At 38.7% G+C, this 14,624-nt stretch carries 15 protein-coding genes; 8 read left to right on the forward strand and 7 right to left on the reverse strand.

The features are described from left to right. The 3 genes from O3C63_07540 to O3C63_07550 all read left to right on the forward strand — a co-directional run. Positions 1-672, forward strand: a 672-nt coding sequence (locus O3C63_07540; protein MDA0772779.1) for a hypothetical protein, incomplete at its 5' end; no start/stop codon positions are given. Positions 673-1,036: 364 nt separating this feature from the next. Further along, a complete protein-coding gene (locus O3C63_07545) occupies positions 1,037-2,257 on the forward strand; it encodes a threonine/serine exporter family protein (protein MDA0772780.1) in 1,221 nt (406 codons plus the stop codon). A 376-nt stretch (positions 2,258-2,633) separates the two neighbouring features. Beyond that, a complete protein-coding gene (locus O3C63_07550; protein MDA0772781.1) occupies positions 2,634-3,818 on the forward strand; it encodes an ATP-binding protein in 1,185 nt (394 codons plus the stop codon). Positions 3,819-3,969: 151 nt separating this feature from the next. On the opposite strand, the gene O3C63_07555 is transcribed toward O3C63_07550, so the two are convergent. Then, positions 3,970-4,419, reverse strand: coding sequence for a hypothetical protein (locus O3C63_07555; protein MDA0772782.1), 450 nt, complete (start codon positions 4,417-4,419; stop codon positions 3,970-3,972). Between the two features lie 36 nt (positions 4,420-4,455). Further along, entirely contained in the window at positions 4,456-5,565 is a 1,110-nt protein-coding gene (locus O3C63_07560; protein ID MDA0772783.1) for a hypothetical protein, read from the reverse strand. A gap of 168 nt (positions 5,566-5,733) precedes the next feature. On the opposite strand from O3C63_07560, the gene gloA reads away from it, so the two are divergent. Together gloA and O3C63_07570 are read left to right on the forward strand one after the other, a co-directional pair. Next, positions 5,734-6,126 carry a lactoylglutathione lyase gene (gloA, locus tag O3C63_07565; GenBank protein ID MDA0772784.1) on the forward strand — a complete coding sequence of 131 codons (393 nt, stop codon included), beginning with the start codon at positions 5,734-5,736 and terminating at the stop codon, positions 6,124-6,126. Between the two features lie 22 nt (positions 6,127-6,148). Further along, positions 6,149-6,367: a hypothetical protein gene (locus O3C63_07570; GenBank protein ID MDA0772785.1), complete on the forward strand. Its 219-nt coding sequence runs from the start codon at positions 6,149-6,151 to the stop codon at positions 6,365-6,367. On the opposite strand, the gene O3C63_07575 is transcribed toward O3C63_07570, so the two are convergent. The 5 genes from O3C63_07575 to O3C63_07595 form a co-directional block, all read right to left on the reverse strand. Then, positions 6,360-7,211, reverse strand: a complete 852-nt coding sequence (locus O3C63_07575; protein ID MDA0772786.1) for a site-specific integrase — start codon at positions 7,209-7,211, stop codon at positions 6,360-6,362. The genes O3C63_07570 and O3C63_07575 overlap by 8 nt on opposite strands. A gap of 14 nt (positions 7,212-7,225) precedes the next feature. Continuing rightward, positions 7,226-7,414, reverse strand: coding sequence for a hypothetical protein (locus O3C63_07580; protein ID MDA0772787.1), 189 nt, complete (start codon positions 7,412-7,414; stop codon positions 7,226-7,228). A gap of 49 nt (positions 7,415-7,463) precedes the next feature. Continuing rightward, positions 7,464-8,147, reverse strand: a complete 684-nt coding sequence (locus O3C63_07585; protein ID MDA0772788.1) for a hypothetical protein — start codon at positions 8,145-8,147, stop codon at positions 7,464-7,466. Position 8,148: 1 nt separating this feature from the next. Beyond that, the gene (locus tag O3C63_07590) at positions 8,149-10,173 is read right to left on the reverse strand and encodes a hypothetical protein (protein ID MDA0772789.1); all 2,025 of its coding nucleotides are present in this window, start codon (positions 10,171-10,173) and stop codon (positions 8,149-8,151) included. 235 nt (positions 10,174-10,408) lie between these two features. Then, on the reverse strand, positions 10,409-11,551 hold the full coding sequence (locus O3C63_07595; GenBank protein ID MDA0772790.1) for a hypothetical protein: 1,143 nt from the start codon (positions 11,549-11,551) through the stop codon (positions 10,409-10,411). A 44-nt stretch (positions 11,552-11,595) separates the two neighbouring features. Here O3C63_07595 and O3C63_07600 point away from each other — a divergent pair, with 44 nt between their 5' ends. From O3C63_07600 to O3C63_07610, 3 genes are all read left to right on the forward strand, one after another. Beyond that, positions 11,596-12,945: a YkgJ family cysteine cluster protein gene (locus tag O3C63_07600; GenBank protein ID MDA0772791.1), complete on the forward strand. Its 1,350-nt coding sequence runs from the start codon at positions 11,596-11,598 to the stop codon at positions 12,943-12,945. Positions 12,946-13,138: 193 nt separating this feature from the next. Next, entirely contained in the window at positions 13,139-13,855 is a 717-nt protein-coding gene (locus O3C63_07605; protein ID MDA0772792.1) for a hypothetical protein, read from the forward strand. Between the two features lie 78 nt (positions 13,856-13,933). Beyond that, the coding region (locus O3C63_07610) for a hypothetical protein (GenBank protein ID MDA0772793.1) at positions 13,934-14,624 on the forward strand (691 nt) is incomplete at its 3' end.

The following is a 14,624-nucleotide window of genomic DNA, read 5'->3' on the forward strand; positions in this document are numbered from 1 at the left end:
ATGTGTTCTGACAAAGTTCATGTTACTGCAATTGAATTGAACCCTAATTCATTTCAAATAGCACAGAGACTTGTTGCTAAGCTTGGTTTAGAAGACAGGATTAGTCTTATCCAGGCAGATGCAACCACGTATAAGCCAGATACTCCTATTGATTTATTGATCTCTGAAACTATGCACTCTGGTCTTACACAAGAGAAAATCGTTCCAATTACGCAAAACTTAGTCCCAAAAGTTAGGGAGGATGGAATTGTTTTACCTGAAGCTGTCAAAGTTAAGGTTGGTGTTGCTTCTTTACTAGAATATGCAAAAACTGAACGAATGGTAGTGTTTTATAGTACTCCACACATGCATATAGTTCCTAAATGGAAGGGTGAATTAACGTTTAAACCAGGCGAAGATTTACAAGAGATACAATTTGAGATTAATACAGAAGGTTTGAAACCAGGCCTTTATTTAGTCTCTGTATCTTCAGAGGTAAAGTTACCAACTGGCAACTTAGGTGATTTTGATTCACTAATTACAACTCCACAAATTGCTTTAGAAGCTAACAGCTCGTCAACTGATGCGAGCCCATGGGTACTCGACCTAAAGGAAGAAGATATTGGTTCTAAAAAAATAGTTATTGCTTATAAACCTGGAGATGATTCTAGGGGTATTGCTAAATTAATTTAAGCAGCTAATTGTAGTTTTAGTACCCTCTTTAAACATTAGACCTCTTTCGAAACCGAAGGTTGTGGCAAACCCACAAACAACAAAACACACTGGTGACCCGTCTTGGCTGACGTAAAAACGCAACGCGTTTTAGGTAGCCCTAGTCCCATCATCGACATTAGACTTACTGCAAAAGTCGGAATTATCCTTAAAGCAAACGCAACATTCGTTGCGGTTGCTACCTTTTTTAAAGCGACATCACTAGCAAAACTTTGTTTTGCTAGTGATGTCTATTGTGGTAAAACGCGAAAATCTGGAATTGTGGAGAGCTGACTCTAATATCTAGCTACAGCCCCTATCTAAAAAATTAAGTTATTATGACCTAGTGGACTTAAAAGAATTCAAAAAAAGAGTCAGGTTAGTAGTTGCTATTGGCGAAGAGCTGCACAAGCATGGCGCTGCAGCTCATAGCTTAGAGGCAGCTTTAAAAAAGATTGGCGATACTCTTGATATCGAAAGTCAATTTTTTGCGACACCAACTGTTCTCATGGCAAGTTTTAAAGCTGAAGAAAGAGAAAGGCAGCACATTATTAGAGTCAAACCAGGGACAGTTAATCTGGATAAAATGAGCCAGCTTGATACCCTTGGCGACCAGATTATAGATAAGCAATTAGATCTTGACCAGGCTTTTGAAGAATTAAGCAGAATAAAAAACCAAGGCTTACTCTACCCTCCTGCAGTAGAAGTTTTGGCTTATGCTGCAGTTTCAGGCGCAGCATCCGTTTTTTTTGGAGCTGGACCTATTGAAATTTTGGTTGCAACTGCTCTAGGATTTATTGTAGGCATAACATGGATGATCTGTTCAAAAGGAAATCAAACGAACCAAGTTTTTGAATTTCTAGCAGCTTTTATTGCATCAACCTGTGCTTGCCTTCTGTATGTAATTAAGCCTAGCTTCTCAATACAAATCACTACTCTAGCGAGCTTAATAGTTCTTGTTCCAGGATTAACATTAACGATAGCAATGACTGAACTAGCAACAGAGAACCTCGCTGCTGGAACAGCAAGGCTAATGCAAGCAATTTTAACTTTTTTCAAACTCGGTTTCGGAGTAGCTTTTGGAACAAATTTGGTGAAATTATTTACAGACAAAGTCAGCGTAAGCCATGTCATCGTAGGCAACCTTGATCAAAGTTATATCTGGATTGCATTGATCACTGCTGCTCTTGCTTTTACTATTTTATTTAGTGCCAGCAAAGAAAATTTTTTCTGGGTATTGTTTGCTGGCAGTGTCGGTTACTTTAGCACCAGTCTGTCCACTCAACTTATTGGAGCTGACTTAGGAACTTTTGTTGGTGGATTCAGCGTTGGTATTGCAGCAAATCTCTATGCCAAATTTACCAAACATCCAGCCCTTACTATTACAATGCCTGGTCTAATTTTACTGGTACCAGGCAGCATGGGTTTTAAAGGACTGTCCTTCTTGGTAGAAAAAAATACTCTCGCTGGCATAGACACTACTTTCCAAATGTTTCTAGTTGCTATCGCACTTGTAAGTGGGCTGCTGCTGGCAAACATAGTCGTTGCACCACGTAGAAGTCTTTAAAGTGACGTAGATGACTTCACCTCACCACAGACACCATTCAAACAACCAAAATTAGACTAGTGACCCATCGTAGGCTGCTAAAAATGCTTAGCATTTTGCAGCCTTAACTCCTCTCATCGATAATCTTTATCTTCAAAAGTGAACTGTGGAGATGCGGGGTGTTAGTTCCGTCCCAATCACTTGACCCTCAAAGGCAAAATATCACTCTCTGAATCAAGAATCATAGCTTGGCACAGTTCAATCCTTCTCAAATCAACAAACTCTAGCGTACCAAGCTCGTGAAATCATTAACCAAAGCTGCCAATCCACTACTAACATTTTGGCTAAAACCGGAATTCCACTCCGGTTTTAGCCAAAATGTGTTATATTGAGCATAATGGCATTTATTCCAAGAGAGCTTGCACCCCAATTATTAAAAGCAGCGCAACAGTTTAGTGCGGTAATTCTTACCGGCGCAAGGCAAGTTGGAAAATCGACTTTGGTTAAAGAATTATTCCCAAAGTATAACTACGCAAGTTTAGATGAAATAGACACAAGAAATTACGCACAAGAAGACCCTCGGGGATTTCTCAAAAGTCACCCATGTCCATTAATAATAGATGAGATCCAGGAAGTACCAGAACTACTAAGCTATGTCAAAAAAATCATTGATGACAATAGGTCTCAAACTGGTTTATTCATTATCACAGGTTCTCAACAGTTTTCCTTAATGGAAGGAGTGCAAGAGACCTTAGCTGGTAGAGCTGCCGTATTAGAACTGCATAGCTTTTCCATACACGAATTATCAGAGTATAAGGAACTAAAAAATAAAGATTGGTCATGGATCGTCCAAAGAGGTTCATATCCAGACTTATGGTCCAAAAAACCTATTGATCTACAACTTTGGTACTCTTCATATATAAAGACCTTTTTAGAGCGAGACATTAAAGCTAATGTACAAAAAAGTTATTTAAAACATTACGAGCAATTTTTGAATTTGATAATTGCAAGATGTAGTCAGGAACTTAATTATGCAGATATCGCCAAAGACTTGGGCGTGGATGAAAAGACCATTAAATCATGGATTGCTTTTTTAGAAAGATCACAAGTTATTTTTCTTCTTGCCCCATATCCAAAGAAAATAGCGAACAAACAAATCTCTAAAAAATCTAAACTTTATTTCTATGATACAGGATTAGTTTCTCATCGATTGGGCTACCGTACTGAAGAACAAATCAAAAGAAGTCCTATCTCTGGAGTTTTATTTGAGAACTTAGTAATTAGTGAATTAATCAAAAGACATAAAGCTAATCAAGAACCAGGTTTTTTCTATTATTTCAGAGAAAAAAATGGTTTAGAAGTAGATCTAATCTATGAAAATAGATCAAAACTTCAACTTATTGAGATCAAACAAAGTGAAACTCCCAATATAGCCATGGCAAAGAATCTTCTAAAATTTTCAGACCTGGTCAACAATGTTGCAAAGAGATATTTACTAAGCCCACGCTCAAATAATTCCGAACAAAATAGCGTAAATCTTATGAACTATCAAAGCTTTTATGGAAATAGCGAACTTCGTTAATCAGTGCTGCCCCATTATAAAAAAGAAAAAAGCATCCTTGAGGGGTCGTAGCTAGTCAGCGGACAAAATAGTATCATACACTTTTATGTCTTTTGACAGGATACGACCCCATGATCTTCAATGAGAGACGGCAATAAGACTACTTAGTAGTTTAATTAGTCGCTAGTCCGGCATCAATAAACCTTTCTATTGAAGGACTAAAACGATTGAATACCTTAGACATCAAAAATCTAAATACTTGTTCTGGTTCACGAAAAAACCTTCTTACCAGCCCGTCATCTTTCTTGACTAACCATAGGCTCTGAAACGCTGCCTCACGATGTTGTGGTAAAGCATAGGCACAACTAGTGGCTTTTTCTTCAATTTTTTCATCACCAACTCTAGCGTGAATTTCTATTAAACCTTCAGGCTTATAAACTACATCCTTTACAATACAATCTGCAAGAGGCGGAAAAACAATATCTTGTGTAAGTTGAAACGACTTTCCACTTTCAGCATGTTCCCTAATTTCTCCAGACAAATAATCCATCAGCCCATTTTCTGTGACAGTCAGGCCAATTATTGGCTTAATAATAGTATCCGGATATAGAAAAGAAGTCATAGGTATCGCATTATTTTAACACAAGAAAAGACCAAACTACGGCGCCATCACATACTCAGCATAAAGTACCAATTTACCTGCGGTAATCGCTTCACCTGAAACCGATAATGCAATAGTCCGAGCTTGAGTAGTTCGTTCAGAGACAGCTGATGAGGTATTACCCAGATCAGTACCATGCATTCCTGAGTCCCAAGCATTCGCGACATTACTTATTGTCACAGGACTCTTAATCCCATTAACGTCATCACTCGGGATCGTGATACCAATACTTGTTGCATCAGTAGCTGAAGTGAAAGTAGTAAGCACTTCATAAAACGCACTTGTAACGATTGCGCCAACAGGAAGAGTTGCATTACGCAATGCAATATTGCCAGTAACGCCACCATCAACTGCAAAATTGTACTCACAACGAAGTACACCTTGCAATAGACCAGCACTTGGCAAAGTCACAGTAGTAGCTCCATTGGTTTCAAGACTTACAGCACCGGTTTTAGTGAGCGTCAAAGTTGCACCATTAGTTCCAGTAAGTGAGCTTGCTAATATAGCACCAGCGGAAGTTGCCACAGTATGGCTATTCCAAGTTAAGTCCGTACCATTGACAACAGAAAGAGCAACACCATTGAGAGTCAGTCTATCAGCCAAAAGCACTCCATCTTTGTCGATAAAATCATGACCGTTCCAACGTAGCTCACCAGCTTCACTCGCTGTAATTGATCTAGTCGAGAGTACTATTGCTTCGGCATTAACATTTTGCGCGCTTAAATCATTATCAGGTGCACTTGGATTTGGACTGGTTAAATCTGGTTTATCAAAAATCACCACTGGAAAATCATCAGGCTCATCTGAGCTAGTATTACCACCAACTACTCGCAAAACTAAGGTTTTGGTTGAACTCACACTAGGCGCAGTGACAACAAAACCATTGACATTTGTTTTAGTTGCTTCTAGTTCATCACCAAACTGATCACCTTCGCCATCAACTAAAGTAACCACTAACGGATTAGCTGTTGAAGTATATTTATTAGCCAAAACCTTGATCGTTTCACCTTCAAATACAAACTCTGGTTTGATCTTTATAGCCGCCGCAATAACAGCTGAACTAGTGAACAAGATCGCTATGAATAAGGCAAAAAATTTACTAGGCATATAGACTTTGTACCCAGGTTAAACAAAGAGATAAAGTAGCTGGCAGATTCCAAATAACCAGTGTTGATTATTTGGAATTGCTAATATTTCTCAACTTCAAAAAACCCAGGAAAAGTCCAAACTAGATCATGTTGATTAGCAATTTCTTGATTAGGATAAACTAAAGTAATGCGCCTACTGCACACCATGCTTCGAGTAACAGACCTTGAAAAATCAATCAAGTTCTACACAGAAATTCTTGCTATGAAATTGCTCAGACGCAAGGACTACCCAGAGGGTAAATTCACTCTTGCCTTTCTTGGTTACGGTGATGAGAGCTCAAACACAGCAATCGAGTTAACTCACAACTGGGAAACTGATTCTTATGATCTTGGTAATGGCTTTGGGCATATTGCAATAGAAGTTGAAGATGTCTATAAGGCTTGTGACAAGATCAAAGCTCAAGGTGGCAAAGTAGTTCGCGAGGCTGGACCAATGAAACATAGCACTACTGTTCTTGCATTCGTTGAAGATCCAGATGGCTACAAGATTGAGCTTTTGAGTCCAAAGAGACAAGATTAAAGACATGTTAAAATCATAAGCAATGGAAAACTTCACAGAAATTCTCAACTTCAGTCTCCCTGCAATCATAGGCCTAGTCTTTGGTTTAGTGATTGCTAGCTTCAAGAAACCCAAAGCCAAATCAATACTTAGTGGTGCAGATAATGAAACCAAACTTGAGAACGAAGTCTTGCAAGATAGAGTCAAGCAACTTGAAGCCAAGATCAAGACCCTTGAGCGTGCAATTGAGATATCTAGCTAGATTGACGAGAGCGCGGATGAAACTCTTGATAAGCCCTTGCCAAACGATAATCCTTATCCTTCACAAAGGGTCTATAAAAAGCACTGAGTTTAGTAGCCAATAGCTTTTCAATCTCTTCAATACTCATAGCCTTGTCTAATAAGTGAATAATTCTACTGCGTTTAAGATAGACCAAACGTAAATCACGATTAGCAAGTAATTGCTGCAAATCAGTCCCTGTCATGCGACTATCATCTGCACGCAACAATGATTTCACAAATAAAGGATCGGTCAAAGTCATTGAATCCTTGGCTCTTGCTAGAATTATACGATGCTCTTTAAAATACAAACGCATGTTGCCGGCAAGGCTATCACTTAGAACCAAGTCACTGCCACGGATACGCAGAGTATTGCTTGCTTGATTATAATGCTCAAGATTCAACTCAATCAGTTCATCTTGAGCAAGATAGAGCTCATAAATCAAAGCAATGATCAATTCATCATAAACAAAATCATTAGAGAAATCCTGAAATAGATCTTGTTCTTGGTAATAATCATAGTCTTCGTGATTAAACGAGACTCGCAATTTCCAAAACGGATTATTCTCAAGGTTCAACCAATTAGTAAATTGTCTTAAGCTACTAAGCTTGGCAACAAAACTTGACTCCATATATTTTTCTTCAAGTACGTTGATGTAGCGATTGACATACTTAGAGTGAATATCAGCATCATCCTGTTCTTTTAAATAATCAAGAAATAAATTAATATCACGCCTGATGTTAATGATAGTGGCCTGAGATTTGGTCTCTGCCAAATAATCAACGAAATAAGAAAGCAATTCTTGATTGATTTGGTATGAAGACATGGCTAATAAGGGTTTCACTTATTCTTAGAGTCCTTTATCATTTCTCTAAGCTCATCATCCAAACCATACTTGTCGACAAATTTGACTATCAAAGGCGTATTTGGGTGCCAACCAACCTTGATTAGATGACGCAAGTGGTCAAGTGGATTTGTATTTTTATTTAAAGTACTAGATTCTGCATCTATGACTTCTTCTTCAGCCATAGAGTTATTTTAACACGTTAGCTGAACTAGTGTTGCGCATTGAGGATGTCTATTCAACCGTAATATCTTCTGGGGCAACTTCTTCAACACTAGGCTGGTCATGTCCTGGTTCCGTAATTGGTTGAGACTCAAATACAGCACCATTGACCTGTGGCACAAGTTCTTTCAACTCATCGATGCTCAAATCGTCAATTGATTTTTCTTCTATTGCATCAATTTCTTGTTGAATAATATCCTCTGCCGTCATGGTTTCATCGTGTTCAGGAGCTTTCCAAATAGTCTCATCATCAAATTCAACCTTGGAAATCTCAGCATAGTAATAAGCATCTTGTCTATAATGTTTGTCTCGCTTGAAACTGACTTTCTGAAGGGCACCAGGCATAAATAAATCAATACTATTGGCTTCTATTGTTCTATAAACCCAATCTTGAAATGGGTGCTTCAAAGTCCAAGCGATCCTATAAGCAAGAATTTTTTTACCAGAGACATTCTGAACTTTAAGATGATAGGTATCTAGGATACCAGTGAAAGTCTTAAAATGATTTGAGCCACGATCATCAACTCTAGCTTCTACAATGAGTACTGGAGCGTCAACGTGATTGATCACATGGACAGTTTGTCGATGATGTTTTTTAAACGGTATTAAAAAATCCTCAAAATCCAAAAAACTCTTTGCTGGTTGCAAAGAACAAACAAATAAAACAACAACTAGTAACGGTACAAATTTTCTCACTTTATAATCCTTCAAACGCTTGCAAATAGACTTCTGCTACATCATCCCCAGTTTTAATATTAGGAGTAATCAAAATCAACAATTCACGAAGATTTTTGTCTTTTGAATTGTTACCAAAAAGATCACCAATTATTGGTATTCTACTGAGAAATGGTAACTCATTAGTTCTAGCTTTTCCTTTTCTATCATCAAACAAACCACCTATTGCGATAGTTTCATGGTCAGCAATCTGAATCTCGGAAGAAATACTTCTTCTAACTGTTTTGGCTGGAACACCAGTAACGGGATTAATAGTATCGTTAGCCGAAACCTCTATCTGCACCTTCACCGTCACGATTCCGCCACCACCTACTATAGGAGTGATATCCATCGAGTTACCAGCTGTAATCCTTTGGATTCTTTGGTTCTGTACAATCCCCGCTCCCTGAGTATTTGCCTCACCCGAATTTAAAACTACGTTAACATCTTCATCAAAATTAATCTTGGCACTCTTGCCACTAGTAACGAGTAATCTCTGATTAACTTTAATTTGAGAGTTATTACTATTTTGTCCATATGTTGGAGCCGTATTAAAAATCCCAAGCTCTTCTTTTCCGAGGTCAAGATTGATACCACTACCAGATGAACGTCCAATTACAAATGGTGCTTGATAAAGATTATGGGCGCGACTAAAACCTTGTGACACTTCAACAAGTTTGACAACCAGCTCTACTTGAGGGATTGGCTTATCAATTGTTCTAATAAAATCATACAACTGTGTAAGTTCAGACTTAGAACCTTCTGCAATAAAGGCATTTTGGTTGTCACTTACTTGCACCAAATTCTTGAGTTCTGCAGGAAGCAATTTACTAGCTTCTTGAGCCTCTAAATATTTAAGTGGGAAGAGTACAGTCTTCTTATCAAGTGAAAAGTTTTTATTGGTTGAGCTATAAACCACAAAGGTATCATCCTTGCGTGTGTAACTAAACTGGCTTCCTGCAAATAGAAGTTCAAAAGCACTTTCAATATTGATTCCATGAACTTTAAGTGTGATTCTCTCAGTAGGATTGGCTGTCATCACAACGTCAACTCCATACTTATTAGCAAGGTCTTTAATGATTCCAGAAAGGTCTTCATTATCATATGTCAAATCAGCATACCTATCTTCAAGCGGCAATGTAAAATCGATATCAGAAGTATCAAAACCAGAAATTAAGCTAGTCGCTGTTGCACCACGTTTTTTCAAGATAGTGTAGTTGTCTTCACTCTTACGAAAATCAACATCAGCTGCATCTATAAGACTAAGAAATGCTCTACTAAAAGGTTGATCAGTAATTTCAATGACGGATATCGTATCTCGGGCTTGAACGCTGCCACTGACAGTGATACTCTTGCCTGATACTCTTGCAAGAGTAGCAAAGGCATCTCTCGTTGCAATATTACGAGCAGAAAAATTCACAATCGGATCATCTGTCTTTGCATTTCTCAACGTTGCTTCTTGTCTTATTTTGGTTTCACGCTTAGGCACACCAACAATCTCAATTAATTTTTCGATCTCTTTAAGGTCTTTTGGATTATCCGGATTAAGTCCGTTCAAAAGTTCACCATACTTGGAATATAACCTTCTAAACTCATCAGGAGTTCTTTTAAAAGTATCTGCAAGTTTAATAAGATTATTATCCTGTTTGGCTTTTTGGCTTGCTATCTCTGCTTGGATTTTGACTTCTAAGTCTAGCTCCTCTTGTGATTTAACAAATGGCTTCTCTTCAACTACAGCTTCTTCTGTAACTGCGTTTGCAGCTGCTGCAGGAGCTTTAACTGCTGGTTCTAGCTTCCTCTCTTTTTTTGCAACAGGTTTAATTTCAGGAAGCTCTTCCTCCTCGTCTTCCCAATCCTCATCCCATTCTTCGTCATCCCATTCCTCATCCCAAAACTCTTCTTCTTCGTCAAAGTCTTGACTGATAAAAGGAAGCGAAGACATAGTAATCAACTGCTTGTCATCTTTGGCCTCAAGTTCAAAACTAGCTGTTAACGCAGGGTTCGCCACTAAGAAAAATATTATAAATAGAAGGAGACTTGATTTACGCATAAAAAGGCCTTACGACACTAGTGACGCTATGCCCAGAATTGAGTTCCCTTTATCCCAGCCACCCGATCCCAGCCACCCGTACCTAGTATTTTACTTTTCAACAGATAATCCAACACGAAAGAACTACAAAATCCCTCTTTAGGATTTCCGTTCTGGGATTATCTGTTGAAATTAAAATACTAGGTACGGGTGGCTAGTCCTTGCGAGTTTTGTGTTCTAGTCTAATCTTCTCTATGATTGCTTTTACTTCGTCTTCAGTAGGACCACGACTCTCGTGCATATCAGAATCAGTGTGGTTAACAAAAGTCCCACCCACTATTTTAAAATTGGATCCTTCCCAAGGAGTATCAGACGGGGCTCTCAAAACCTGACCGTTAATAACTTGATTCTCCATATTGAAATGTGTTGCAATAGACTTATCATAATTCTGTACTGCTAAAGCTGCAGCATTTTGCATAATTTGCGAAACATCATTCCTTTTAGTAGTGGAACTAAGTCTCCTTTTTTTGACCTTGCTACTAGCAGCATTCAATGCATAATCAGGCACATCAGTAATGATGTTCATTTCAAGTAATTTTTTACGACGAGCTTTTTCTCTCTTGTCAGCTTCCGCCTTACGTTTAGTATCTTCTTTTTCTTGTTTTTTTTGATCTTTTTCTGATTCTCGTTCTTCTTTTTTACGAATTTTGTCCTGTTCGCGATCAATTATCCTTTGAAGACGATCTTGCTCACGTTGTTTTTTTAATAGTTCACGATCTTTAAGTCTGAGCAACTTCTCTTTTTCACGCTGCTTGATTATTGCTTCTTTTTCACGCTCACGTCTTGCTCTCTCACGTTCACGTTCTTTGTCTTTACTTAACCTCTCACGCTCACGTTGGATGCGTAATTTCTCACGTTCTTTATCTTTCTGAAGCTTTTCACGCTCTTTTTGTTTCTGGAGTTTTATACGCTCTTTCTCTTTGCGTATACGTTCTTTCTCCTTGGCACGCTCACGCTGGAGCTGTTCTTTGTTTTTATCTTTCTTGGCTACCGGCTTTTTCTTTACTACTGGCTTTGTTACTTTGGTTGCCTTCTTAACGATATTCTTTTTGGCTTTGCTAGCTGGGGTCTTTTTGCTAACTGTTTTCTTAGTCGCTTTGATCTTAGTCTTAGTCGCCTTGGTCTTATTCGTAGCAGTAATAGCTTTGGGTCTTTTGGCGTTATCAGCCTTACGTTTTAATGAATAAAGACGCTTACGTTCAAGTTCGCAATCTCTACAGGAATTGGGTCTATAAGAAATTTTATTTTTAGCTGTAAGTTTGATTCCACAAACTGTACAATTCGCAAAAGTCGCCATGCGATATTAATTCTATCTTATTTTTGTCTCTGGGCCAAGGCCCAATGTTTAAGATTGTATATGATAGTTGTATGAAGTCACTGGACTATATTAATCCAGGCGAGTCAGGTCTTAATTCCTTCAATCGTGATGAATTCAAACGCAAGCTCCAAGATCATCAAGTCAAGACACACAAGCCTAATCAACCGTATCAATTTCTAGCGTTATTTGTTTTTGGCAGATTTGAAGAACTAGCCCAATTTTTTAAAGAAGACCCGAGCCTAATATCCACTATTGAAATTAAGTCATTAAAAATACTCAACAGTCTATGCCTGCAAGAAACTATTTCTTCTCGCGATTTATTTCCGTTTGTCTCACCTGAATTAACCATGAAGCGCAAAATTGGCAAACGTGTTTCTAAACAATTGCTCGACTACTACAAATCTATCTCAAACAATTTAAACAATTTCAAAGATATTGCAGCATGGCAAACAATTGATTTTTGGTCACTCTCTGAAGCTATCCCTGAGATCAAGTTTATTTATGCTCAATATATTTTGGAAAATAATCTCCAAGAACAATTTAACAAAGTCAAAGAATTTATTGAAACAAATCTAGATGTAATCAACAACCCTGAGATCAAAACAGAATTAGAACTAGAACAAAAATATTTGCAAGCATTTTATTATAGAAGAATCGGCGACAAAGACAAAGCCGAAAAAGCCAGTCTTGATTATTTCATGCTTTATAAGCCAGACCCTGATCAATCATCCAGCATTAAGTCCTATGGCAATCAAAACTTCTATCCAGCAAATCAAGTATTAGAGAACTGGGACAAAGTACTTGACGAAGCCGATCAATTACAACGTGATGTTGAAACCAAAGCTGGCTTAGAGCAAATGACCTGTGATTATTACAAATGTAGTGATTGTTGCTCGAATACATTTCCTTCAATGACTTCTACTGAATATAAATATCTAGAAGATTGGATGCACAAAAATAATTATCCTGTTGAAGCAGCTAAAGCTGCTGCCCGCAAAATTCAAGAAGATCACAAAGAACTTCATGGCAGCGAACTCAAGATTGTAAATAAAGAAGATCCCGCATTTGCCCATCGCGGTTCTGAAAATAAACATAGCTTCAAGTTTTCTTGTCCATTTTTAAAAGACCACAAGTGTTCTATTTATGAAGCGCGCCCACTATTGTGCCGCGGATTTGGTTTATCAAATGACAATGATTTTTCAATCAAGAGTTGCAAATACTACCTCGCTCAATATCGTTACCAATCGAGTCCAGAAAACGAACGCCATAGCTATGATTTAAGACCGGCGCAGATGCTTGCTGCCTCAGCTGATCGAGCTAATAATGAGGGTAAACACCTAGTTGGGACTATAGTTGCTTGGTTAAGTTCATAATGGTAAAGACTTGTTTTGAAAGTCGGAATTATCTCCAAAGGCAAACGCGCATTCCGCGCGGTTGCTACCTTTGTTTGAGCGACCTGTACATCGAAACTGTGTTTCGAAACAGGTCTAATATTTTTTAGTAAAAGATCTTGACTTTTTAATGTGTAAAGTGCTATTGTATTAAATACGAGGTTTATTTAGACAGATGGTAAAATTATTACAAGATTTCATAGGCGCAGTAACTGGTAACAAACCAGCAACAACAACTGCAACAGGCGCTATTCCAGCACCCGAAATTATCATGACAGCAAGTCATGATCCAAGTCATGATCCAAGTCAACCGGCTGCAATGACTGCAACAGGTTTACCAGGACAAGCAGACCCAGCACAAGTGGCAGAACAACAAGCAGCGGCAAGAGAGATAGCAACTGCAATCAGCCAGCCCGTACCCGTACCCGTACCCGTACCCGTACCCGTACAAGTGCAAGATCCAAGCGCTCCTGTCATAGCACAAACACCGCAACAAGCACCCAAACTTTCAGAACAAATTGCTAAGCAAGCCGAAGAAGTAGCTAAGCAAGCACAAGAAACAATAGACAAGCTTAAAGAACAATTTCTTGCAGCAATCGCTCAAGAACAGCCTGCAGCGCAAGCGACTGCTCCAGTACAAGCAGTTTCTCCACAAGGAACTCCCGTACAACAAGCCCCAGTAGCAAACCCCCTTGAAGCACAGACAACAACTGCTAGTCCAAGTGCTGAAATCACTCCTGATGAAATGGCGCAAATGAGCGCGTTACTTGCCTCGATAATGGGCGGGGAGCAAGAAGCTCCTACTACTGTAGCTCCAGTAGCAGCGCAAGCAGCAGCAGCAGCTCAGGCTCCAGTAATTCCACAAGCACCAGCAGCGGCAACAGTCGCCTAAGCACTTGACATTACAGGTTCAAGCCTGCTAGGATTATCTTATAGGTTTACAAGCGATATTAAATAAAGGAAAAAGAAAATGACACTAACTTCACCAACACCACAAGTTCACAATAGAATTTTTACCGGCGAATCAGCAGCAAGACAAGAGTTGCCTACTGACCTTGTAACGCAACAATCTGCAAGTGATCTTTTAAGAGCTGGTTCACCGAATGGCCCAGCAACTATTCCTCAAGGTTTAGATGGCAGACACCTATTAGAGACTGCTTTTCATGCGGCTCAAGATCAAGTACAAGCTACTTCAACGATACCTACTGATCCTCAATCAGTCATATTGCGTTTAATTCAAGAAAAATTACATGAACACTTACCACAAGCAATTGTTAATAACTTAAGTTCAATCGAGTCAATCCTCACTCCAGCGGTCCTAGGATCTATGACTGAAGTAAAACGTAGAAATGCTCACGGATTAGCAGGTCTAGTTATTAATGAAATTAAAACAGCGGCAAAAGATAGAAGTGCATCTGGACTTGCTACTTCAGATGCAGCAATTGACTTACTGGTAAAATATGCATTAAACCCTCTTGCGACAAGTCAAAATATAAGAAACCCACAAGCTGGAACTAATCCTGAAGAACTTGCTTTAGCTTCTTTAGCTGCTAAAGAAGCTAAAGAAGCAGGTGCCGAAATGCTTAATGATGTTGAGAGCTTCTTCTCTTTCTTCTCGGGTGGACAAGGCAATATGAGTGCGACAGAAAAGTTAGCAGCAA

It is taken from the genome of Cyanobacteriota bacterium (genome assembly GCA_027618255.1).
In the GTDB taxonomy this organism is placed as follows: Bacteria; Cyanobacteriota; Vampirovibrionia; order LMEP-6097; family LMEP-6097; genus JABHOV01.

Bases quoted from the DNA above. Each gene is read 5' to 3' on its own strand.
- O3C63_07550 (MDA0772781.1), top strand. From the start codon at position 2,634: ATGGCATTTATTCCAAGAGAGCTTGCACCCCAATTATTAAAAGCAGCG.
- O3C63_07555 (MDA0772782.1), bottom strand. From the start codon at position 4,419: ATGACTTCTTTTCTATATCCGGATACTATTATTAAGCCAATAATTGGC.
- O3C63_07560 (MDA0772783.1), bottom strand. From the start codon at position 5,565: ATGCCTAGTAAATTTTTTGCCTTATTCATAGCGATCTTGTTCACTAGT.
- gloA (MDA0772784.1), top strand. From the start codon at position 5,734: ATGCGCCTACTGCACACCATGCTTCGAGTAACAGACCTTGAAAAATCA.
- O3C63_07570 (MDA0772785.1), top strand. From the start codon at position 6,149: ATGGAAAACTTCACAGAAATTCTCAACTTCAGTCTCCCTGCAATCATA.
- O3C63_07575 (MDA0772786.1), bottom strand. From the start codon at position 7,211: ATGTCTTCATACCAAATCAATCAAGAATTGCTTTCTTATTTCGTTGAT.
- O3C63_07580 (MDA0772787.1), bottom strand. From the start codon at position 7,414: ATGGCTGAAGAAGAAGTCATAGATGCAGAATCTAGTACTTTAAATAAA.
- O3C63_07595 (MDA0772790.1), bottom strand. From the start codon at position 11,551: ATGGCGACTTTTGCGAATTGTACAGTTTGTGGAATCAAACTTACAGCT.
- O3C63_07600 (MDA0772791.1), top strand. From the start codon at position 11,596: ATGTTTAAGATTGTATATGATAGTTGTATGAAGTCACTGGACTATATT.
- O3C63_07605 (MDA0772792.1), top strand. From the start codon at position 13,139: ATGGTAAAATTATTACAAGATTTCATAGGCGCAGTAACTGGTAACAAA.